Below are 21,320 nucleotides of genomic sequence, written 5' to 3' on the forward strand. Positions count from 1 at the left end.
TCGTCGCACTGGCAGTCGGACAGGCACGATAGATCAATCAGCATGCGCACGGCATTTTCGTCCATGCCGGTAATCCAGACAGAAAGATCAGGCAGTCTGGGTGGGACTTTTTGATCCTGTCTGGATCTTGGCCCGACGGGCTGCCACCAGAGCCTTGTAGTGAGTGATCTTTTCCGGCGAGGTCTTGACCACCGGCGGCTTGCTCATGTCCGGAGTGTCCGGATAATCGAACTTTTCCAGCTCGTCCTGACTATATTGTTTCATCGTGTTTTTCCGAAATGATAACCGGTGATGATCCCCATGGAACCATGTTGCTCCGGAAGGACCATGCATCTGCACGTCCCTTTATGAGTTTGAACGTATGCCCGTCTGTCGTGTTGTCAAGAATTAGATGGGGAGGGACCAAACGCCCGCTAGACAGAAACCGTGCCTCACCACGCGTGGCCGCCTCGACACGGTAGCCATGGTCACGCGCAGATTCTAGGATCTGTTAGGTCTTGATATAATCTGCTGTAGCAGCGATGAGGATGACGGAGAGGAAGGATGCGGCGGTTTTCTCATATCGGGTCGCGACAGCCCGCCACTCCTTGAGCCTTGCCCACAGGTTTTCGACCAGATGCCGGTGTCTGTAAGACCATTTGGGACAGGCGACTTCCGGATCATTCTTCCCTGGCGGAATGACGGGATGAACTCCCCGGCCCCAGAGATATTCACGGAATTTATGCGAGGCATACCCACGGTCACAGACGACATAGGTCGGTGTGTACGGAATACGCGGGTGGCAGTTCATGTGCCTGTCCGGGCGAAAGCGTGAAAGACAGTGCCCTGCCATGTCCATCCGCGGCTACGCAGACCCTGGTGCCAAAGCCTCCACGTGAGCGGCCAGGCGCCTCATGATCCCTGAGGCATCCTCTGTATCCCCCTTTTTGGCGGCCCCGGCCGCCTTGTGATGGGCACGGATCGTCGTGCCATCGAGAAAAACCATGCCGAGGGCCTGATTCCGGTCTTTGACCTTTTCAAAGAGGCGCTGCCACACACTGAGCTTCGACCAGCGAATGAACAACTGTGCGGCAATCCACCAGGGACCAAACTCATCTGGTATGGCGCGCCATTTCGCGCCGTTCTGATGGCGCCAGAAAATCGCGGATATCGTCCGTCGAACGTTCTTCGGCGGGGTCTTCCCCTTCGGGCGGACTTCCTCGATCAAAGGCTCCCAGACGGACCATGCGGTATCAGAAAAGACAGACTGCATCATGCTCATCATAAACAGCCATGCAGTCCGTTCTGTCATTCAAGGTCTGACACGCCCTGGTAATCGAACGGTGTTGCCCGCCATGTCGTCCCATAATGATTGCAGCATGACCGGTAATGCAGGGCAATGACGGTTTCTGCCGTTTTGTGCTGATGCGCGACCCTTTTTCGATCCGCATGCATCGCGCTCCGACACAGCCGGTGCGCAGGAAGGGGAACGGCGCGCAGATTGCGGCTTAACCGCTTATCACACGCAGGTTTCGGCTGTATCGTGCCCGGACTTTTTCATATTCCATCGGCAGGACAGGGAAAACACGATGAAGCCGCGAATTCTGGTTGTCGGGGCAGGGGCCGTCGGGGGGTATTTTGGCGCGCGGCTGGCTGCGGCAGGGCATGATGTGACCTTTCTGGTCCGACCCGGCAGGCTGCGGCAGATCCGCGCCGATGGACTGCATCTTGTCAGCGCGGCGGGGGATGCCAGCATCAGTCCCCAGATGATTACGGCGGATGAGATCACCCATCCGTACGATATCGTGCTGCTGAGCGTGAAAGCCTATTCTCTGGCGCAGGCCATGGATGATTTCAGCGCTGCCGTTGGGGTTGAGACCTGCATCGTCCCGCTGCTCAATGGCATGCGTCACCTTGATGTGCTGGCGGAGTGCTTCGGGGCGGACGTCGTTCTTGGGGGCACATGTTTCATTGTCAGTACTCTGGACGCGGACGGACGGATCGTGCAGACCGGACCGCAGCCGCGCCTGTCCTATGGTGAACGCTCCGGGGTGGATACGCCCCGTGTCCACGCCATCAGCGCTGCCCTGTCGGCCCCCGGTTTCGATACGGTGCTGTCACCCCATATCATGCAGGATATGTGGGACAAATGGGTGCTGCTCGCATCCCTTGGCACCCTGTGCTGCCTTATGCGCGGGACGGTAGGCGATGTGGCGCGCCAGCCTTACGGGCAGGATTTTGCCCGTGCGACCGTTGCGGAATGTGTGGCGGTGGCGGGTGCATCGGGCCATCCGCCTGCCGATGGGGTGGTGGAGCGTACCATCCGCATGCTGACTGCCGAAAGCTCGACCCTCACCTCCTCCATGTTTCGGGACCTGTCGCAGGGCGCAGCGATCGAGGCAGGGCAGATCATCGGTGATCTTGTGGCAAGGGCGCGCAGTCACGCGGTGGCAACGCCCATTCTTGATCTCGTTGACCTCAATCTGCGTGTCTATGAGGGGCACAGGGCGGATAAAGGCCGGTAGAAGCCGCCTACCGACCGGCGCGTGCGTAAAATGTGTTGAGCAGGGCCGCCAGCGGCGCGGTCTGCCGTTCCGGTTGGGTGGCCATGCGTTGCGCTTCCATGCAGGTCCGGCGTGTGGATTGGGGGCGAAGGCCCAGTTCTTCGCGCATGCGGGCCAGTGCCCTGTCCAGTCGCGCGCGCAGATCGTCCAGACTGCTCCGGTCCTGAAGGCTGGCGCGGGCGTTGGGGCCGCGCTGCTGCGCTGTGTTCATGGCGGCGGCAACCATGGCCACGATATTGAATTCGCTCAGGATGGTATTATCGGGCAGAAGGCCCGCGGCTTCCATATCCCCGTCATAGACAACCTGCGCCGCCGCGCGGCCGAATACCCATGCAATGGTGCTTTTTTCGTACAGGCTGGCCCGGTCAAGGAACATGATCGCCGCCATCATCCGTTCCGGGCTGGTATAGGCGTTCAGCGCATCGACAGCCTGCCGGGCCATGGCTTCACCATGTTCGGGCAGGATACCCATGGCCATTTCCTGCTGCCGGGCCATGATGGTCCGGGCCGCGTCCTGTTCATCGCGGGTAAACAGGCCGCCTTCATTGGCCCGCACCGCTGCAAGGGCGGGACGGTCCAGCATGGACATGAGACTGGTCCATTCCACATTGTCCAGACTGCGCACGGTAGCCAGACCGGCGGGGCCGTCAGGCGCGGTCCGGGCGGCGTCGATACTGGCGCGCGCCAGCACGGCGATTTCGTCAGGGGACAGGCCCGCAGACAGCGATGTCGCGGCCGGGTCCACCACGCCCGCGCCGAGGGCGGTCGTATCCATTCCCTCCAGAACCGGGAAGAACTGCGCGAAATAGGCGATTTCCGGCGCAACGACATCTTTTGTCATCTGTGCAAGCATGGCCGTGGCCTCGGCGGAGAGGGTAACGGTATCGCCCCCACCCACGCCGGATGATGGACCGAGCGATGATTGCGACCCCGCCGCCCTGATATTTTCAACCCCGCTTTCCCCAAGGGACAGGAAAGCAGGCGGCGACCCCGGTGTATTAATGGTCGTCATGACGCCGCTCCATCCTGTTGCAGGCCCGATCCGGCCCTTCCGTTCCGGTCATGGCGGAAGGGGGCGTGTGTCTTTCCATGCGCGGCGCGCCCTTCTGGTATGTTCGGGGAAAAGGGTTTTTTGATACCCTTCCGGTCGATGGCGCACTTGGCTCTTTCTGTCTGGCCGTCCATGCTGTAACCACGCGTTAATCATTATTAGAAATCAGTAAACTCAGTAAACAATGTACCCGTTCATTCACCCTGCAGCCTCTCTCCCCCCTTACGCCCCGGCGCGGGGAAAGGGCAAGGTTGCGACCGTCCATGATGGCCCCGCTGTCTGTCATGGTCGTATGGCCGGCAGGGAATGGCGGGGCCGGTCGATGAATGCGCCGGGACGGACTGCGACCGTAACCCGGCATCATGACAGGGCCGGATGATGCAGCCTGTCATGCTTGACAGCCGGAACGCCCCGAATGCCCAACCCCGGCGAAAGGTTACGGATCTGCTGCTGCCGGTCCTGCTTGCGGTCGGGTCGCTTGTGGTCATTCTCGGTATTCATCTGTTCCCTCCCGATCAGGGACCGCTGGCGCTGGTTTTCCCGCCATGGTGGGACGGGCAGCATGCGCGGCAGGCTGCCGGTTCGGTCGGGCGCGTGATTGGTACCGGTGCTGTGGCCAGCATCGTCATAATTGAACCGCGCGGGAATATGGCGCGGGGGGATGCCATAAAATCCGGGGCGATCCTTGTCCTTAACCCACAGGCTATGACGGGCTGCCACGCATCCCGGCAGATGGAGATGTAATCAAGATGGTCGATGCTCTGGGAAAACTTCGCGCGACAGTCAGTCAGGGCCTGATCTGCGGGTTCTGGCTGCATGTGGGTCTTGTGGCGGCATGCGCCCATATTGCGGGCAATGACTGGGTTGCGCCCACGCTTGCGGCGGTCGGGCTGGCGGTGATTGAAACGCTGGTATGGTGGATGGCGCCACAGGCCAAGACAACGCGCCTGACCATTGGCGTGGGCGTCAGCGCACTGGTTTCGATCATTCTGGCGGCGTGCCGTGGGTCGTATATGCAGATTGACGTGCATATGTACTATTTCGCGGCGCTTGCCATGCTTGCGACCTATTGTGACGGCGATGTTATTCTGGTCGGCGCGGCCACTACGGCAGTGCATCATCTGGTCATGAATTTCCTTATGCCGAAACTGGTGTTTGAGGACGGCGCGGATTTCTACCGTGTTATGGTGCATGCGGCCATCGTGGTGGTGGAAGCGGGCGCGCTGTACTGGATGGCGCAGCAGATCGAGCATCTTTTTGCCGTATCGAATACCGCGCTGGCGGAAGCAAAGCAGAATGCCGAACAGGCGGAAGCCGCATCGCACGAGGTGGAACACCAGCGCAGCCTTGCGGAAGCCGAACATCGCCGGACCGAGGTGGAACGCATGGAAACCGCCGCCCGTCAGGCAACCGTGGTGGACGGGCTTGCCACCGGTCTGGGCCATCTGGCGCAGGGGAACCTGACCTTCACCCTGACGGAAAAGTTCGCGCCTGAATACGAACGCCTGCGCACCGATTTTAACGAAACGGTCGTGCGGCTGCGCGGTGTCATTGAGGCCGTGGTGGCCAATACCATCGGGATCAGGAACGGTACGAGCGAGATCAGCAAGGCATCCGACGATCTGGCCCAGCGCACGGCGATACAGGCCAAGAACCTGGAGGAGACCGCATCCGCGCTGAACCATATTACCGCAACGGTGCAGAAATCCGCTGAAGGGGCGATCCACGCGCAGGAAGTGGTGGCCAGCGCCAATAACGATGCGCAGCAGAGCACCGTCATCGTGCGTCAGGCCGTAGGCGCGATGGATGGCATCGCCACATCAGCGGGGCAGATCGCCCAGATCATTGCGGTGATTGATGAAATCGCCTTCCAGACCAACCTGCTGGCCCTCAATGCCGGTGTCGAGGCCGCGCGGGCGGGGGATGCGGGACGCGGGTTTGCCGTGGTCGCATCCGAAGTGCGTAATCTGGCCCATCGTTCAGCCGAGGCCGCGAAGGAGATCAAGACCCTTATCTCCACATCCAGCCGACAGGTTGATTCCGGCGTGAAGCTGGTGTCGGAAGCGGGCAGCGCGCTGGACCGTATCGTGAAGCTGGTGGCCGAGATCAACGAGATCATGGATGAAAGCACGCACCGGGCAAAGGAACAGGCGGGCGGTCTGGCCAACGTCAATTCCACCATATCGCAGATGGATCAGGTGACGCAGCAGAATGCCGCAATGGTGGAACAGTCAACCGCGGCCAGCCGTTCGCTGCTGGATGAAGCCACGCGCCTGTCTGATCTTGTCAGCCAGTTTCAGCTCACATCGGAAAGCCGGGATGTGGAAGAACGGGCGCGCCTGCTGACCTGACGCCAGCCGGGAGCTGCGAACAGCGAAAACCTGCCCAGGACACTTCCCGCCCATTGTGGAAAAGCTTCGGAAAACGCCGCCTTTTTGAAAAAGGCGGCACCCGGAAACTTTTTCAGCCCATCACTGTCAAACACTCCTGACCGGCGGAATGTCTACTGCCCGTCCACCGTTGTATGACTGCCCCATGCCGGACGGGAGTCCGCCGGTGGGAATCCCGGTTTTCCATCCACTATGGTCTGGCTGCCGGGGCCATAGGTACGTGGCCCGTAAGGGGGATACCCGCCATTCATGCCACCCCAGCCATAGGGCATGTAGCCGCCGAACATGTACGGCATCATCCCCCCGCCATATCCACCCTGTCCCCCGGCCATCGCAGGCGGCCCGTACGCGCCGTAGGGACTGTACCCGGTGGACGGCATCTGCGCGGAACCCGCGCCACCGCCCGTCATGCCAAACGTGCCTGTGGCCATGCCGCCATTCACGCCGAAAGACTGCGCCCGGCCCATCAGGGGAATGATGACAAGGGCAAGGGTAATCGCTGCGAGTTTTCGGGTCATCCTGCGTCTCCAGTCGCGTTCTGCAGTAAACCTTTACCGCAGGGCTGAACCAGTCTGCACGGATGATATTGGCAAGCGCCTGTCCCCCATGGACGGGAACCGGCCTGTTTTGCAGGAAACCGCCGGTCCCGGCAGGCAGGACTGCTGACGGGACAGACCTGCACTCCACTACCGTAATACCGGGGGGACGGCAGAAAGGCACCTGACCCCGGCACAGGCCGCCGCCCCTGCGTGGGGATCTGGCGGACAGGATGTCCGCTGTCTCTGCGGCGGCAGGATCATGTCAGCCGGGAATAAAGTGATCCCGATGAAAGCCGCCCGACCGGGCCGGGTCATGATGCCCGGTCCGTATCCCTGCTTTTAAGGTCGTGATGTCATGGAAAGAATGCGCGGCAATCCGGCTCCAGCCGCCATTATGTCAGGCGATGAAACCGGGTACGCGGTCCCTGTCAGGCCGCGCTTCTGGCCTTTGCGGGCGTGCGATGGCGCACCAGATGGCCGGTTACGGTCAGCACCACGCAGGTACAGATCCATGCCAGTATCTGGATGCCCGTGGGCCGGTCCGAATAACCGATCAGTGCCTTCGCCGCACGGCCCAGCATGCTGCCATCGGACAGCAGCCACGAAGAATCCCATATGTCATAGCCCAGTGCGGGCAGCAGGTCGTCATTGGCCAGAAGGGCTGCGGCCTGACTGGCCATGCCCGCGGCAAGGAACGTGACCAGCAGGCCGGTTACGGCAAACAGCCGGTTCAGGGGGATCACCACCAGCCCGCGATACAGTGCCCAGGACAGGGCCGCACCGGCAAACACGCCCAGTATGCCGCCAATCAGCATCGGCACCGGTCCCGTGCCACTGGAAATTGCGATACCATACAGGAACAGCACCACTTCCATGCCTTCACGCAGGACAGCCACGGCCACGACCACCGCCATGGCCAGCAGGGAGCGGTTGCCGCTGGCGACTTCGGCCCCGACCGCCTTCATGTCCCGTGCCATTTCGCGTCCATGCCGCGCCATCCACACGATATGCCAGCCCAGCATCACCACAGCGAGGCACAGGATGGTGGCGGAAAAAACATCCTGCCCGTTGCCGGACAGCGCCTGTGACAGCGCCCCGGCAAAGATCGCCACAATACCGGCCCCGGCAATGCCCGCGCCGATACCGCCCGCAACCCAGCGCCCGCGATGGGGAATGCCCTGCGTCGCCGCCAGCACGATCCCCACGATCAGCCCGGCTTCCATGACTTCACGGAAGACGATCAGAAGACTGCCCAGCATGTCAGGGGGTCTCCGTCACGGTAACGGTGCCGGTGGCGCTGTCGGGGTGGTAGTCATCAAAGAATTTGTAGGTGCCCGGATGAAGCGGTCCCGCATGAACCGAAATGGTGCCGCCTGCGACCACGATCTTTTCAAACTTCAGGTCGTAGCTTTCGAACTCATCCACTGTGTCATCATGGTTGGTCAGTTCGATCACGAAGCGCTGACCGGCAGGCACGGTGAAATGGTCCGGTGTGAAGTGATGGTCTTTCACTTCCAGTCGGACCGGGTCCATGGCGTGCGCCGTTGCGGTTGTGGCCACGATCATGGAGACGAGGGCTGTTAGGGCAAGTGCAGGTCGCATGGTTCGTCCATCGGATTACAGTCATCCAAGTAGTGAGACTGGTTCGCAATGTCAAATATGGGAAGATTTAAAGGCGTTTGACCGCATCGTCCTTTCGCCCCGGCTTGATGCCTCCATCCGGAACGCCTCCCTGTCGCAAAACAACGATATATAATCGTGAATAACGGATAACCACTCATAACGCGCGAATCGGTATGTTTATTGATAAATATACCGAAACGGAAATGTATGAACTGTTCCGGATTTCGTTCTGAACCGATTACCACGATATGAAATGTGCAAATTAAAGGCGCACATTGGCGTTATAAAAAACTAAATAAACTAGTGGAATACGGAATGGAAAATATATCCATATATCAGCTACATATATGAATTAAGCACCGAAAAATGCGATGGAAGGCAATCGAATTTATATCCCTGTGCACCCCAGGATGGCGATATAAACGACAAAACCCGTTAATTTATAATTGACTCGGATATAACGGTTGTTAATGTGATTGAAGGATAAACAACACAATAAAATAGTTAAATAGAAATACGGCAGGGTTGTCATGACTGATCCGCTACGTCCTTCACACGGTTTCTCTCCCCGGATTGAGGCGCTTGCCCAGACGCTGCGACCGATCTTCGCGCGCATCGCCAGTGAGTCCATCAACCGTGAACACGAGCGGGTTCTGGCCCATGATGCTGTCCGGTGTCTGCTCGATGCCGGTTTTGGCGCGCTGCGGGTGCCGGTGCGCTACGGCGGCAGCGGGGCAAGCCTGCCGGAAACTTTCCGGCTGCTGGAAGAACTGGCCGAAGCTGATTCAAACCTGCCCCAGATTTTCCGCGCCCATTTCGCCTTTGTCGAAGGGCAGTTGCACCGGGGCGACAGCCCGCAGGCCGTGCGGTGGCTGGAACAGGTGGCTCGTGGCGCACTTTTTGGCGCGGCCATGGCCGAACTGACGGACAGTACCGGCACCACCACAACGCTGCGGCCCCACCCGGATGCGTCGAAAGCGTCATGGATACTGGACGGGACGAAATATTATTCCACCGGCACGCTGTACGCATCGTGGATCGTAGCGGTCGCAACCGATGGGGCGGACCGCATCCATGTCGCCGTGCCCGTAACCGCGCATGGCGTCACCCGCGTGGATGACTGGGACGGTTTTGGACAGAGACTGACAGGCAGCGGTACGACCCGTTTTGAAAACGTGATCGTGCCCGATGAAAACGTCCTCAGCCGCGTGCCGATCGACGCTTTTCCCACCAATGAATACCTGACCACCTATTACCAGCTTTTCCATCTGGCGACGCTGGCGGGGATCGGGCGGGCGATCCTGCGCGATGCGGTGGCGTTTGTCCGGCCCCGTACCCGCACCTTCGGCGTGCCCGGTCAGGTCGCGCAGCGTCATGACCCGCTGGTGCAGGGTGTGGTGGGACGCCTGTCCGCCCTGTCATTTTCCGCCGATACACTGGTGGAAAAGGTCGCATGGGCGCTGGAGGACACATCCGCCCAGTGGGCTGCCGGTGTCGATGGCGGCCCTGCCTTTGAGGTGGCGCAGGTGCAGGCCTATCAGGCCCAGCAGATCGTGGCGGGGCAGGTGCTTGAAGCGGCCAACCTGCTATTTGAAGTGGGCGGCGCATCGGCCACCAGCGAAGCCCGGCGATTGGACCGGCACTGGCGCAATGCGCGCACGCTCGCATCCCACAATCCCCTTATCCAGCGTCAGCGTGAACTGGGTGACTTCGCCCTGAACGGCACGGCATTCGGTTCGCGGTGGCGCGAACGCACCGATGTCGCGCGCGAAGGCGCCACCAACGCCACCCGACGGGAGCAGGCAGCATGACCACCACGCCCAAACAACTGCACGTCAACCTGTTTGAAATGGCCTGCGTCAGCCACATCGTGCACGGGATGTGGCGGGCGCCCGGCAACAGCCGCCACCGCTACGGGGAACTGTCCTACTGGCTGGAAGTCGCCAGACTGGCGGAAGAAGGGCTGTTTGACGCGGTATTCCTTGCGGATGTGATCGGCACCTATGACCGGTTTGGCGATGGTACGGCGGCGGCCCTGCGGGAAGGACTGCAGATCCCCAACCTCGACCCGCTGATGCTGGTGCCCGCCATGGCGGCCGTGACGCAAAATCTTGGTTTCGGGGTGACTTTCTCCACCACGTACGAACCACCATTCGCCTTTGCCCGCCGCATGGCGACGCTGGACCTGCTGACCCAGGGGCGGGTGGGGTGGAATATCGTCACGTCCTACCTGCCCAGTGCCGCGCGCAATTTCGGGCTGGAAGATGAAATCCCCCATGACCAGCGTTACGCGATAGCCGATGAATATATCGACGTGCTGTACAAGCTGTGGGAAGGAAGCTGGGATGACGACGCCGTTGTCAACAACGCGGCCGCAGGCGTCTTCACCAATCCCGACGCCGTAAGACCGATCAACCATGACGGGCGGCATTTCCGCGTGGCGGGGCCGCATCTTGTCGCACCGGGGCGGCAGCGTACGCCCGTGCTGTTTCAGGCGACCGGCTCCCCCGCCGGGCTGGAGTTCGCGGCGCGCCATGCGGAAGTGGTGTTTATCGGCGGCAATACGATACAGGCGGTGCGCGACAACATTGCCCGCACACGCGAACGCGCGCGCGCCCATGGCCGCAATGGCGACGACATCCGCTTTATCGTCATGGCCGGGATCATTGCCGATACGACGCAGGAACTGGCGGAAAAGAAGCTGGAGAAATACCGCCAGTATTACAGCGTGGAAGGTGCACTGGTCCATGCGCAGGCGGAAATAGACCTGCGGCGTCATGACCCCGATGCGCGCATCGGCGATGTGCTGAAACGTGAAGGCGTGCCGTTTGGCAATATGGGGCGGCGTTTCCATCCCGACCAGACGGTTGGCAGCGCCCTGCGCCAGATCGCATCGTTTGATGAAGGGCGCTTTTTCGTGGTGGGCACGCCCGGACGTATCGCTGATGAAATCGAACGCTGGCTGGATATCGACGGCATCGACGGCATCAACCTGCGCCAGTACCACACATTCGAAACCGCCCGCGATTTCATTGATCTGGTCGTGCCCGAACTCCAGCGGCGCGGGCGCTACCGCACGGCCTATGCGCCGGGTGAAACCCTGCGTGAACGCCTGTTCGAGCCGGGGCGCGCCCATCTGCCCGAACGGCATTTCGGCAGTCGCTACCGTAACCCGGCAGCCCTTCACGCCCCGGCCGAGCCGCTTTTTCCTACCGAAACATTTTCCAAGGCCTCGTAATCATGTCCTACGAAATTCCCGAAAAGATCAACGCCTTGTGGTTCCTGCCCACCCATGGCGACAGCCGCTACCTTGGCACGCAGAAGGGGGGGCGCCCGGTTGACCTGCCCTATCTGCAACAGGTGGCGAAGGCGGCGGACACGCTGGGTTATTACGGCGTCCTGATCCCCACGGGCCGCAGTTGCGAGGATAGCTGGATTGTCGCATCCGCCCTGGCGCCGGTAACCGAACGCCTGCGTTACCTGATCGCGCTGCGTCCGGGCCTGCTTTCCCCCACGCTTGCCGCGCGCATGACCGCGACGCTGGACCGTTTTTCCAACGGGCGGCTGCTGATCAATATCGTAACCGGGGGCGACCCGGCGGAAAACGCCGGTGATGGCCTGTTTGCCGATCATGCCACGCGGTACGAAATTACCGATGAATTCCTTGATATCTACCGTGCCCTGCTGCGCGGGGAGGATGTCAATTTTGAAGGCCGGCACTTCACCATCAAGGACGGGCGGCTGCTGTTCCCCGCTTTCCAGAAGGATGGCCCGCCGCTGTTCTTCGGCGGGTCGTCGGAAGCGGCGGTGCATGTTGCGGCGAAGTCGGTCGACAAATACCTGACATGGGGCGAACCGCCCGCGCTTGTGGCTGAAAAGATCAGCCATGTGCGTAAACTGGCCCGTGAACAGGGGCGCAAGGTTTCATTCGGCATCCGCCTGCATGTGATCGTGCGCGAAACGCAGGAAGAGGCATGGCATGACGCGGACCGCCTGATCCAGCATCTGGATGACGCCACGATTGCAAAGGCCCAGCAGGTTTTCGCCCGCATGGATTCCGTGGGCCAGTCGCGCATGAGCGCGCTGCATGGCGGCCGGCGCGACAGGCTGGAAATCAGTCCCAACCTGTGGGCGGGCGTCGGCCTGGTCCGTGGCGGGGCGGGTACGGCGCTGGTCGGTGATGCGGAAACGGTGCAGGAGCGCATAGACGAATATCGCCGCCTGGGTATCGATACCTTCATATTCTCCGGCTATCCGCATCTGGAAGAAGCCTACCGGTTCGGTGAACTGGTGCTGCCCCACCTGCCCACCGCGCATCCGGTGCGTGGCGTCGCATCGCTGAACAACATGGGGCCGTTTGGCGAGACCATCGCAGGCGATCACCGCCCGACCCGCGCGGCCTGATCGTGGGGGTGTCCGCCATGCCGGTTTTTTCTTCCATACCGCATATCGCCATTATCGGTGGCGGGTTCAGCGGCGCGGCGCTGGCGTGGCACCTTGCACGCGGCGCCAGCGGCCCGCAGCGTATTACCGTGTTTGAACCGCGCCCCTTCCTTGGGGCGGGTCTGGCCTATGGCGCGACCGACCCGCAGCACCGGGTCAACGTGCCCGCTACGCGCATGAGCATCGATACCGCCAACCCGGATGATTTCGCCAACTGGATCAGGCAGACCGGTGCGCTGGCGGATGACCCGGACGCCATCCGGCCCGATGGCAGTCATTTTCCCGCCCGTTCCGTATTCGGCCGCTACATGGCCGACCGTCTGGCCCCGCTGCTGCATGGCGGGGTAGTCACGCATCTGCGCCGCCGGGTGGTGTCGGTCCACCGGGGGCGGGGGGATGGATGGGTGCTGACCGATGCGCGCGGCCAGTCCACGACCGCCGATATCGTGGTCATCGCCACCAGCCATCCGGCCCCGCAGGCCCCTGCCGTGCTGCGTGACCTGCCGCCCGGCGGGGATGGCGCCCCCAGGCTCATCACCAATCCATGGGACGGCACGGCGCTGCATGGGATAGGGGAGGCGGACCGTGTCCTGATCATCGGGACCGGCCTGAGCATGGCGGATGTGGTCGCAACCCTGACCGATCGGGGGCATCATGGCCCCATCACCGCCATTTCCCGCCGGGGTCAACGCCCGCGCGGGCATCATGATGGCGCGGTGACGCCAACCGGGCAGTTTGCATCGCCCCCGTCGCGTACGGCGCGACACCTGCTGCGCACAATACGTCATGCCGTGGCGGATGCCGCCGGTCAGCCATGGCAGGCGGTGTTTGACCGCATCCGCGAACAGGGGCCTGATATCTGGGCCGCCCTGCCGGTTGTCGAACGCAGGCGGCTGATCCGGCACCTGCGTCCGTTCTGGGATACGCACCGCTTCCGCATCGCGCCGCAGGCCGATGACATCCTGCGCCAGCGCGAACGTGACGGCACGCTGGAGATCCGCGCGGGCCGCGTGGTGGAGGTGGACAGTCGGCGCGGCGCGTTTGTGACAACCATCCGCCATGGCGCGAACCCGGCGCGGCAGGGGACGTATGACGCCATCATCACCACAACCGGCCCCGCGCACGACGCCATCCTGAAGACCGTGCCGTTCCTGTCGGAACTGGCCGCCGCCGGGTGGGTGGAAATGGATGCGACGGGGCTTGGCCTGCATGTGGATGCGCTGGGCCGCGCCTGTGTCGGGACGGCGCATGCGGGCAACCTGTTTGTCGCCGGGCCGCTGGCGCGTGGGCGCTTTGGTGAACTCATGGGTCTGCCCGAAGTCACCCGCTATGCCGAAAAGCTGGCGATAACCCTGTCCGCCCTGACCACGCTGCACGCTACGGGCCATCATTCCCACAAGGAACAGGTGACGACATGACAGAACAGACCACGTCCGATCGTCCCATTGTGCGGGACGCGGACGATATTTCCGCCATCATCAATGCCGGTCCGCGCGCGGGAAGCCATGCCCGCATTGTCGTAGCACTTGCGCTGGGTGGCGTGTTTCTTGATGCCTATGACCTGACGACCCTGTCATGGGGCATATCGGACGTGCAGGCCCATTTCGGGCTGTCGGCATTCCAGACCGGCCTTGTCGCCGCCGCCCTGAATGCAGGAACGATCATCGGCAGTCTGGCGGGCGGGTGGCTGACGGACCGCATCGGGCGGTACGCCGTATTCATGGCGGATATGGTGTGCTTCGTCATTGCCGCACTGGTCGCGGGGTTCGCGCCAAGCGTGGGTATCCTGATCGCGGCGCGGTTCGCCATGGGGTTCGGGGTGGGGATGGACCTGCCGGTGGCCATGGCGTTCCTGTCGGAATTCTCGCGCCTTGAGGGGCGGGGCAGCAAGGCCGCCCGGGCAGCGGCATGGTGCCCGACATGGTATGCCGCGTCATCCCTGTGCTTCGTGCTGGTATTTGTGCTCGCGCATGTGCTGCCGGCGGGGCACCCCGACTGGCTGTGGCGGGCATCGCTGGCTTTTGGCGCGGTACCGGCCATCATCATCATCATGGTGCGCGGGCGCTACATGAATGAATCCCCCGTCTGGATCGCCCGGCGTGGCGATCTGGCGCGGGCGGCGGAAATCGTGCGCCGGTCTTATGGCGTCGATCCCATCGTGCGTCCGACCGCGACACATGCGCCCGTTATCGTCCATCCCGATCCGCTGCAACTGCTGCGGCCGCCGCTGTTGCAGCGCGGACTGCTGATTTGCGGCATGACACTGGTCAGCGCGCTTTCCTACAGCGCCATCATATTCGGCCTGCCCGGACTGCTGACAACCATCGTGCATGCCAGCGCGGGACAGGTGCTGGTCATTTCCATCGTCCTCAACCTTGCCGTGGCGTTTCCCGGCGGCCTGCTGGGCGTGCGGCTGACCCGCAGCTTCCATTCCCGTCCCATCGTGCTGGCGGGTTACGCGGTGCAGATTGCGGGTATCGCCGCGCTTGCGCTGACCGGCACGCCACACGGGACGCCGGGCGTCATTGTCGCCCTTGGCGGGTTTGCCGCCTTCCTGTTCGCGCAGGGGTTCGGGCCGGGGTGCCAGCTCATGGCCTATCCCACCCTTAGCTACCCCACGGAACTGCGCGGGATGGGGATTGGTCTGGCGCGGCTGGTTTCGGGCATGGGGGGCACGCTGGCGCTGCTGTTCCTGCCGTGGCTGAACGCACATCTTGGCCCGCGTCTGTTCTGGCTGGTGCTGCTGGCCCCGGTGGCCGGGATCACCATGTCCTTCCTCTCCCGGTGGGATGTATTTGGCTACGACCCCGATATGGACCCCGCCCTGCGGCGGCACCGGGCCGCTGTCCCCGCGCGGGCGTCCTATGTCGTCGCCACCCCTGAAATGCTGGTTTCTTCTGAAAGTGGGAGTTGATCCTTCATGACAAATGTAATCACGCCGTTTGGCTATACCGCCCTGGAAGAGGACGCGGTGCCGGTCGCGGATTTCCGCAACGGCATGGCGGCGCTGGCCAGTGCGGTGACGATCGTGACGACCGATGGTCCGCAGGGACCGCACGGATTTACCGCATCCGCCGTGTGCAGCGTATCCGATACGCCGCCGACCCTGCTGGTGTGCATAAACCGCTCCACCAGCGCGCATCCGCATGTGCTGGAACATGGGGTGCTGGCCATCAATGTCCTGCATGGCGGGCAGCAGCCGCTGTCGGATATTTTCAGCAGCCGTTCACGCCCCATGGCCGAACGCTTTGCCGCCGCACGATGGCACAGGGGCCGGACGGGCGCGCCGCTCCTTGACGGGGCGCTGGTGAACTTTGACTGCCGTGTCAGGGAAATCCGCGATGTTGGCACCCATACGGTGGTCATTGCCCATGTGGTGGATGTCATCACCGGTGAAAATGATGGCCAGCCGGGCCTTGTCTGGTTCAACCGGCAGTACAGCCATGCGGTCACCCGATGAAGAACGGGCGGTCGTATTCAGTCATTCATGAATGGAACAGTGGAATGTGTAGAACCGAGGCATGCGTACAATGATTACGAAGAAAAACAAAGAAAACAATCAATACAGATACAGTTATGGAACAGCCCCCTATGCCCCGGATACCCGTAACCACCATACGTAACCGATATTCCACCAGTTCGCGCATCCTGTCCCGTCACACCACGCTGGTTGTCAGTTCCTGCTGGATAGGGTTCGCCCCCCATGCGTTTGCGGCTGAAAAACCACTTTCCCCCCGTACCGGGCATGCTGCCGCCACGCAGCACGCAAAACCCGCGGCGGCGTCCACATCGTCCACTGCCACCGCGCCCACGCCGCCGCGACCGGAACTGATTTCCGTCTCCCGCCACCGCGCAACGCCCGTCAGCCGGGCGGAGACAAGGCTGGCCTCCATCCCCGGCGCCACCAGCGTGATTGACGCGCAGAAAGTACTCAAGGGCCGTAATTTCACCAGCGCCGACGCCCTTGCGTTCCAGCCCGGCGTTTTTGCGCAGTCATCGGGCGGGGGCGATGGCATCCGCCTGTCCGTCCGTGGGTCCGGCATTGCCACCGGCACCAATTATTTCCGTTCCGGCATGCTGATGATGTTTGACGGACTGCCGGTTACGACACCGGCGGGCACGCCCTATGAACTGTTTGAACCGCTGGGCCTGCGCTATACCGAGGTGCTGCGCGGGGCCAACGCGTTCGATTATGGGGGAATGCAGCTTGGCGGCGGGATCAATTATGTCAGCCAGACCGGATATGACGCGCAGCGGTACCAGGCACGGGTGGAAGCGGGCAGCTTTGGCTATGTCAAGGAACAGCTCAGTTCCGGCGGGGTCTTTGGCAAATTTGATTATTACCTTAGCGCCACCAATTCCTATCGTGGCGGGTATCAGGACAATACCAAGGCGACCAGCTTCGGGCTTAACGCCAATTTCGGCTACCGATTCAACGATCGCGTCTCGACGCGGGCCTTCTTTCGCTACCGGCAGACCGATAACGGCTATCCCGGTTATCTGACGCGCGACCAGATCCTGTCCGATCCCAAGCAGGCGCAGTCCCCCTATTATTCATGGGGATCACACCGTATCCAGCCGGGAACCAAGTATTACGGGTCCATGACGACCATCCGTATCGACGATCACTCGAAGATCGAGTTCGGCGGCAATTATCAGGATGCGCCAATCGACATCCAGAATACCGCATCATCGCAGATATGGGGCTACAAGACGATCGCGGGCGTGCTGAATTACGACCGCCATGATGTGCTGCGTGGCCATAAAAGCGATACGCAGGTCGGTATCCTGAGCTATAGCGATATCGAGGCATGGCAGCGCAACCGCATCCGCGTCAGTAGCGTATTTGGCGGGGTGGCGGATGGCACGTTGCTGCGTAACGTGAAATATGGCGGCACGGAAAACTATTTCCATCTGCGCAACAATACCGAGGTCGTGCATAACCTGTGGCTGACGGCGGCGGGGGCGCTGGCGTTCATCAAGCGTACGTCCGACGTCACCTATCCCAACCGGAGCGACCTGCACACGGCATCGGTCAACTTCGTGCCGCGTGGCGGCTTTCGCTACATACCCGACCCGCATATCGAGATTTATGGCAACGTCAGCCGTAGTATCCAGCCCCCCAATGACTGGAACTACAACTATGCCGGGAATTACTATAATGCCGCCAGTTATCCGTTACAGGCGACGGCGGGGGAAAACTCCACATCGGGCAGGCTGCGCAACCAGACCGCAACCACGTTCGAGATCGGCACGACCGGCCATTACTTCCACAATAAATGGAGCCTGACATACTATCATTCATCCGTGCATAACGAACTGCTTACGATCACTACGCCCGCATCCCTTGCGGCGGGCACGTCGATTTATGGCAACGCATCCCCCACAACCCATCAGGGTGTCGAGGTTTCGCTGGAAACCGAACTGCTGAAATGGGCGGGCAATACGCTGTCACTCCGGCAGGCCTATACGTATCAGGATTTCCGCTACAGACATGACGCGGTTTTCGGCAACAATCACCTGCCGGGTATTCCTGAGCATTTCTATCAGGGTGAAGTGCATCTGGACATGCGCAACGGGTTTTACGCAGGCTTCAGCGCGCAGGTTTCATCCAAGGTGGGCGCGTCCTATGACATGACGTATTTCGCACCCTCCTATCATATCTATAACGCCAATATCGGGTATTCATGGCCGCATAAACACCGTGAAGTCTTCATAAGCTTCAATAACCTTGCCAATACCCATTATGCGGCCATTGTGGTGCCGGGGTATCAGGCGGCGGGCAAGCAACTGGCGGTCATGCAGCCGGGTGACGGGTTTGGCGTGTTTGTGGGGGCATCAATCGGGTTCAACTGAACCGTCCTGATGGCGAAAAGGAGGATATGGCCGGATGCAGCGCAGACCGGCCATGTTCGCGGGGTTACTGGTCCAGGCTGGCTACGGCGGTGGCGAAACTCGGTGCCAGCGGGAGGAGCGGCGTAAGCGTCGCCTGCCAGGCATGGTACAGATCCGCCTTGCCTGCATAGACAACTTCGGACGGGTGGTTATCGCGGTCCAGTTCCTGAATCCAGCCACCGCGCCTGCGGTCGATCATGTACAGGTCGATATAATCCCATATCGTGCGGTACCAGTGTTCATATTCCCTGTGGCCGGTCCGCTTGAGCAGGGCAGCGGCGGATGTCATGGCTTCCGCCTGACACCAGTGGGGGCGGTTATGCACCACCGGTTCAAGGTTCCAGTCCACGGTATACAGCAGGCCCGGCTGGCCATCGCGCGCCCAGCCTGCCGCCATGCCCCGCTGGAACAGGCCGGTCGCATCATCCAGAAGCCATGCAGGCGCGCGACCGCTTTCGCGCAGGAGGGCGGCCTCCAGTTTCAGGAGCAGGTGTGACCATTCCACGAAATGCCCCGGCGTCATGCCGAAGGGACGCAGGTCATCCGTGGGTTTGTCGCGGTTGAAATCCTTCAGCAGCGTCCAGTTGCGGTCAAAATGTTCAGCCACGTCGTAATTGTTGCGCCGGGCAAGGTCGTGGATGATCCGCTCCACAATCCTCAGCGCGCGCTGTCGCCAGACCGGCCTGCCAGTCACATCCGCCACTGCCATGCAGGTTTCCACTGCGTGCATGTTCGCGTTGGCGCCACGGTAATTTTCCTCATCCGACCAGTCGGCTGCGAAGCTTTCACGAAAAACGCCTTCTTCCTCGCTCCAGAAATGGTGTTCCCATACCGCCAGCGCCTCCTCCAGCAGGGGGCGTGCGCCATCCACGCCTGCTACCACCGCCGATGATGCCGCCAGGGCTACGAAGGCATGCAGGTAACACTGCTTGCGGCCCCCATCGGGTGGCACGCCATCGGCGGGCGGCCCGGTGAACCACCCGCCATGCCTTTCGTCGCGCAATGGCCCCAGCAGGGCCGCAATACCGTGGGTGGCCAGCGGGAAACATCCCGGCAGGCCGCGTCCCGCCGCCACCGCGTAGACATGGGTCATGCGCGCGGTCAGGATCGCGTCCGCCCCGGCATCGGCGGAAAGCCGCCCGTCGTCATCCAGCGGGGCGAAGCCGTCGGGCACGCGGGCAGGTTTTGAAAAATCAAGCAGGCGCTGCCCCTGCGCATCAAGCCAGCGACGGTGGGCCGCCGCGCGAAGCCAGCTCGATGCAGGAAGCATGAGCGAGGGGAGCGCCTCAGCCATTGATGATCATGCCCCCGTTTACATGCACTGTCTGCCCCGTGACGTAAGATGAATCTTCCGCCGCCAGATAGACATAGGCCGGACCCATCTCGCTGGGCTGGCCGATGCGGCCCATGGGCGTGCTCTTGCCCATGTCGGCCACGGCCTGCGGATCGACCGGCCCCCAGCTTGCGGGCTGCAGCGGCGTCCAGATCGGGCCGGGGGCGACCGCGTTGACCCGGATGCCCTTTTCCGCAAGCTGGAGGGCAAGGGCGCGGGTGAAGCCCATCTCGGCGGCCTTGGTGGTGGTATAGGCGACCAGCGCCTTGTTGCCCGCGAAAGCATTGATCGACGATGTATTGATGATCGCGCTGCCCCTGTTCAGATGCGGCAGGGCGGCACGGGTAATGTAGAAATAGCCGTTGATGTTGACGTCCATGTGACGCTGCCATGCCTCATCGGAAATATCGGTCAGGTCCGTGCTGACATACTGCACGCCCGCATTGTTCACGACGATATCAAGCCCGCCAAAGACCTCGACCACATGGGCTACGGCGTCATTGCAGACCATGCTGTTGGCCACATCGCCTTCGATGGCGAGGGCCCTGACACCTTCGGCTTCCGCCAGGCGGATGGTCTCGCGCGCGTCCTCTTCCTCCTCAAGATAAAGGATGGCGACATCCGCTCCTTCCCGCGCGAAATGCAGGGCGACGGCGCGGCCTATGCCGCTGTCACCGCCGGTAATCAGCGCGCGGCGTCCCTTCAGCTTGTCGCTGCCGCGATAATCGGGGCGGATATGTTCAGCCCTGGGCTTGAGCAGGCGTTCGACGCCGGGCTGGTGGTCCTGGCTCTGGGGGGGAATGCTCTCGGTCATGGATTTTCCTTCAGCAGATGGCACAAGGGGCGGCGCGGGCCGTTATGGGGCCACTGCGTGCGCCCCCGTCTTCGTCAACCAAACGCCCCCGGCCGGAAGATGTTGCCGGTCGCATGGCTGGCCTGCGGCCTGTCCGCCTGATCAGGCGGTCCGGTGCGGGGTCATGAATTTCAGGATAGGAGCGCAGGCGTTAACAATCAGTGACCGGCCCCGCGACGGAGCGGACCACGTTTTTTCGCCCCGCAGGCAGGCGGAAAAACCAGATCGCCCGCCCCCGCCGTGCTGGCCCGGCAGATGGCACGGACAAAAGATATTCAGGGAACGCAGTCTTGATACCGGCGTTACACTATGGGCGACTGTATCCTGCCCCCGGCCCTGCCGGCGACCGATCCAGTCAGGCCCTTCGCATTATTTCCATATCCCGGATAGAGGAGAGTGGAGGATGGATACATCCTTCAAACCGGCCACGTCTGGCCAGTACGCGCCTTCCCGCGCCGTCGCTGCCGCGCGCCCCGTGGCGGGGAGGGCAGGAAAATTCCCGCCTGATGGTGATGGGCCGGATGAATACACAACACAATCCATGACGCGGGAAGGCGACCATGCGGTGCCGCCCCTGTTGCGCCAGCGTGCCCACCATGCGTCCCAGCCACGGATGAGCCTGTTTCGCAGATAGGGGAACGCGGGTGTGG

At 61.9% G+C, this 21,320-nt stretch carries 18 protein-coding genes and 1 pseudogene; 11 read left to right on the forward strand and 8 right to left on the reverse strand.

What is annotated here, in order from left to right; translation table 11 throughout:
* Positions 1-87: 87 nt before the first annotated feature.
* Together KSAC_RS17370 and KSAC_RS15050 are read right to left on the reverse strand one after the other, a co-directional pair.
* Positions 88-264 carry a hypothetical protein gene (locus KSAC_RS17370; RefSeq protein WP_165927360.1) on the reverse strand — a complete coding sequence of 59 codons (177 nt, stop codon included), beginning with the start codon at positions 262-264 and terminating at the stop codon, positions 88-90.
* Positions 265-490: 226 nt separating this feature from the next.
* Positions 491-1,252, reverse strand: a pseudogene (locus tag KSAC_RS15050) (IS5 family transposase).
* A gap of 316 nt (positions 1,253-1,568) precedes the next feature.
* Between KSAC_RS15050 and KSAC_RS15055 the strand changes: the two are divergent.
* Positions 1,569-2,504, forward strand: a complete 936-nt coding sequence (locus tag KSAC_RS15055; RefSeq protein ID WP_132306508.1) for a ketopantoate reductase family protein — start codon at positions 1,569-1,571, stop codon at positions 2,502-2,504.
* Positions 2,505-2,511: 7 nt separating this feature from the next.
* Here the strand turns inward: KSAC_RS15055 and KSAC_RS15060 are convergent, their stop codons facing one another.
* Positions 2,512-3,555: a hypothetical protein gene (locus tag KSAC_RS15060; protein WP_132306510.1), complete on the reverse strand. Its 1,044-nt coding sequence runs from the start codon at positions 3,553-3,555 to the stop codon at positions 2,512-2,514.
* Positions 3,556-3,969: 414 nt separating this feature from the next.
* Between KSAC_RS15060 and KSAC_RS15065 the strand changes: the two genes are divergently transcribed.
* Together KSAC_RS15065 and KSAC_RS15070 are read left to right on the forward strand one after the other, a co-directional pair.
* A complete protein-coding gene (locus tag KSAC_RS15065; RefSeq protein ID WP_132306512.1) occupies positions 3,970-4,338 on the forward strand; it encodes a hypothetical protein in 369 nt (122 codons plus the stop codon).
* A gap of 5 nt (positions 4,339-4,343) precedes the next feature.
* On the forward strand, positions 4,344-5,945 hold the full coding sequence (locus tag KSAC_RS15070; RefSeq protein ID WP_110547371.1) for a methyl-accepting chemotaxis protein: 1,602 nt from the start codon (positions 4,344-4,346) through the stop codon (positions 5,943-5,945).
* Between the two features lie 152 nt (positions 5,946-6,097).
* Here KSAC_RS15070 and KSAC_RS15075 read toward each other — a convergent pair whose 3' ends face one another.
* The 3 genes from KSAC_RS15075 to KSAC_RS15085 all read right to left on the reverse strand — a co-directional run bounded on the left by KSAC_RS15075 (position 6,098) and on the right by KSAC_RS15085 (position 8,089).
* Positions 6,098-6,502, reverse strand: coding sequence for a hypothetical protein (locus tag KSAC_RS15075; RefSeq protein WP_132306514.1), 405 nt, complete (start codon positions 6,500-6,502; stop codon positions 6,098-6,100).
* A 449-nt stretch (positions 6,503-6,951) separates the two neighbouring features.
* The gene (locus KSAC_RS15080) at positions 6,952-7,782 is read right to left on the reverse strand and encodes an FTR1 family iron permease (RefSeq protein ID WP_132306516.1); all 831 of its coding nucleotides are present in this window, start codon (positions 7,780-7,782) and stop codon (positions 6,952-6,954) included.
* Between the two features lies 1 nt (position 7,783).
* A complete protein-coding gene (locus tag KSAC_RS15085; protein ID WP_132306560.1) occupies positions 7,784-8,089 on the reverse strand; it encodes a cupredoxin domain-containing protein in 306 nt (101 codons plus the stop codon).
* Positions 8,090-8,676: 587 nt separating this feature from the next.
* Here KSAC_RS15085 and KSAC_RS15090 point away from each other — a divergent pair.
* The 7 genes from KSAC_RS15090 to KSAC_RS15120 all read left to right on the forward strand — a co-directional run bounded on the left by KSAC_RS15090 (position 8,677) and on the right by KSAC_RS15120 (position 18,445).
* On the forward strand, positions 8,677-9,957 hold the full coding sequence (locus KSAC_RS15090; protein WP_110547367.1) for an acyl-CoA dehydrogenase family protein: 1,281 nt from the start codon (positions 8,677-8,679) through the stop codon (positions 9,955-9,957).
* Entirely contained in the window at positions 9,954-11,384 is a 1,431-nt protein-coding gene (locus tag KSAC_RS15095) for an LLM class flavin-dependent oxidoreductase (protein WP_132306518.1), read from the forward strand. The genes KSAC_RS15090 and KSAC_RS15095 overlap by 4 nt, the downstream gene beginning before the upstream one ends.
* Positions 11,385-11,386: 2 nt before the next feature.
* A complete protein-coding gene (gene ssuD / locus KSAC_RS15100) occupies positions 11,387-12,550 on the forward strand; it encodes an FMNH2-dependent alkanesulfonate monooxygenase (protein WP_132306520.1) in 1,164 nt (387 codons plus the stop codon).
* Positions 12,551-12,567: 17 nt separating this feature from the next.
* Positions 12,568-14,007, forward strand: a complete 1,440-nt coding sequence (locus KSAC_RS15105) for an FAD/NAD(P)-binding protein (protein WP_132306522.1) — start codon at positions 12,568-12,570, stop codon at positions 14,005-14,007.
* Positions 14,004-15,503 (forward strand): MFS transporter, encoded by a 1,500-nt coding sequence (locus tag KSAC_RS15110; protein ID WP_110547363.1) that lies wholly within the window; start codon positions 14,004-14,006, stop codon positions 15,501-15,503. The genes KSAC_RS15105 and KSAC_RS15110 overlap by 4 nt, the downstream gene beginning before the upstream one ends.
* Before the next feature lie 6 nt (positions 15,504-15,509).
* Entirely contained in the window at positions 15,510-16,049 is a 540-nt protein-coding gene (locus tag KSAC_RS15115; protein ID WP_118963709.1) for a flavin reductase, read from the forward strand.
* Between the two features lie 206 nt (positions 16,050-16,255).
* Complete coding sequence (locus KSAC_RS15120; RefSeq protein WP_132306562.1) at positions 16,256-18,445, forward strand: TonB-dependent receptor family protein; 2,190 nt, start codon at positions 16,256-16,258, stop codon at positions 18,443-18,445.
* A 64-nt stretch (positions 18,446-18,509) separates the two neighbouring features.
* On the opposite strand, the gene KSAC_RS15125 is transcribed toward KSAC_RS15120, so the two are convergent.
* Both KSAC_RS15125 and KSAC_RS15130 read right to left on the reverse strand, forming a co-directional pair.
* Entirely contained in the window at positions 18,510-19,778 is a 1,269-nt protein-coding gene (locus KSAC_RS15125; protein ID WP_132306524.1) for a D-mannose isomerase, read from the reverse strand.
* Complete coding sequence (locus KSAC_RS15130; RefSeq protein WP_132306526.1) at positions 19,771-20,631, reverse strand: glucose 1-dehydrogenase; 861 nt, start codon at positions 20,629-20,631, stop codon at positions 19,771-19,773. The genes KSAC_RS15125 and KSAC_RS15130 overlap by 8 nt, the downstream gene beginning before the upstream one ends.
* Before the next feature lie 442 nt (positions 20,632-21,073).
* Here KSAC_RS15130 and KSAC_RS15135 point away from each other — a divergent pair, with 442 nt between their 5' ends.
* Positions 21,074-21,304 carry a hypothetical protein gene (locus KSAC_RS15135; protein ID WP_118963707.1) on the forward strand — a complete coding sequence of 77 codons (231 nt, stop codon included), beginning with the start codon at positions 21,074-21,076 and terminating at the stop codon, positions 21,302-21,304.
* Positions 21,305-21,320: the final 16 nt, after the last annotated feature.

Origin of the sequence: Komagataeibacter saccharivorans (genome assembly GCF_004348195.1) — a bacterium.
Taxonomy (GTDB): Bacteria; Pseudomonadota; Alphaproteobacteria; order Acetobacterales; family Acetobacteraceae; genus Komagataeibacter; species Komagataeibacter saccharivorans.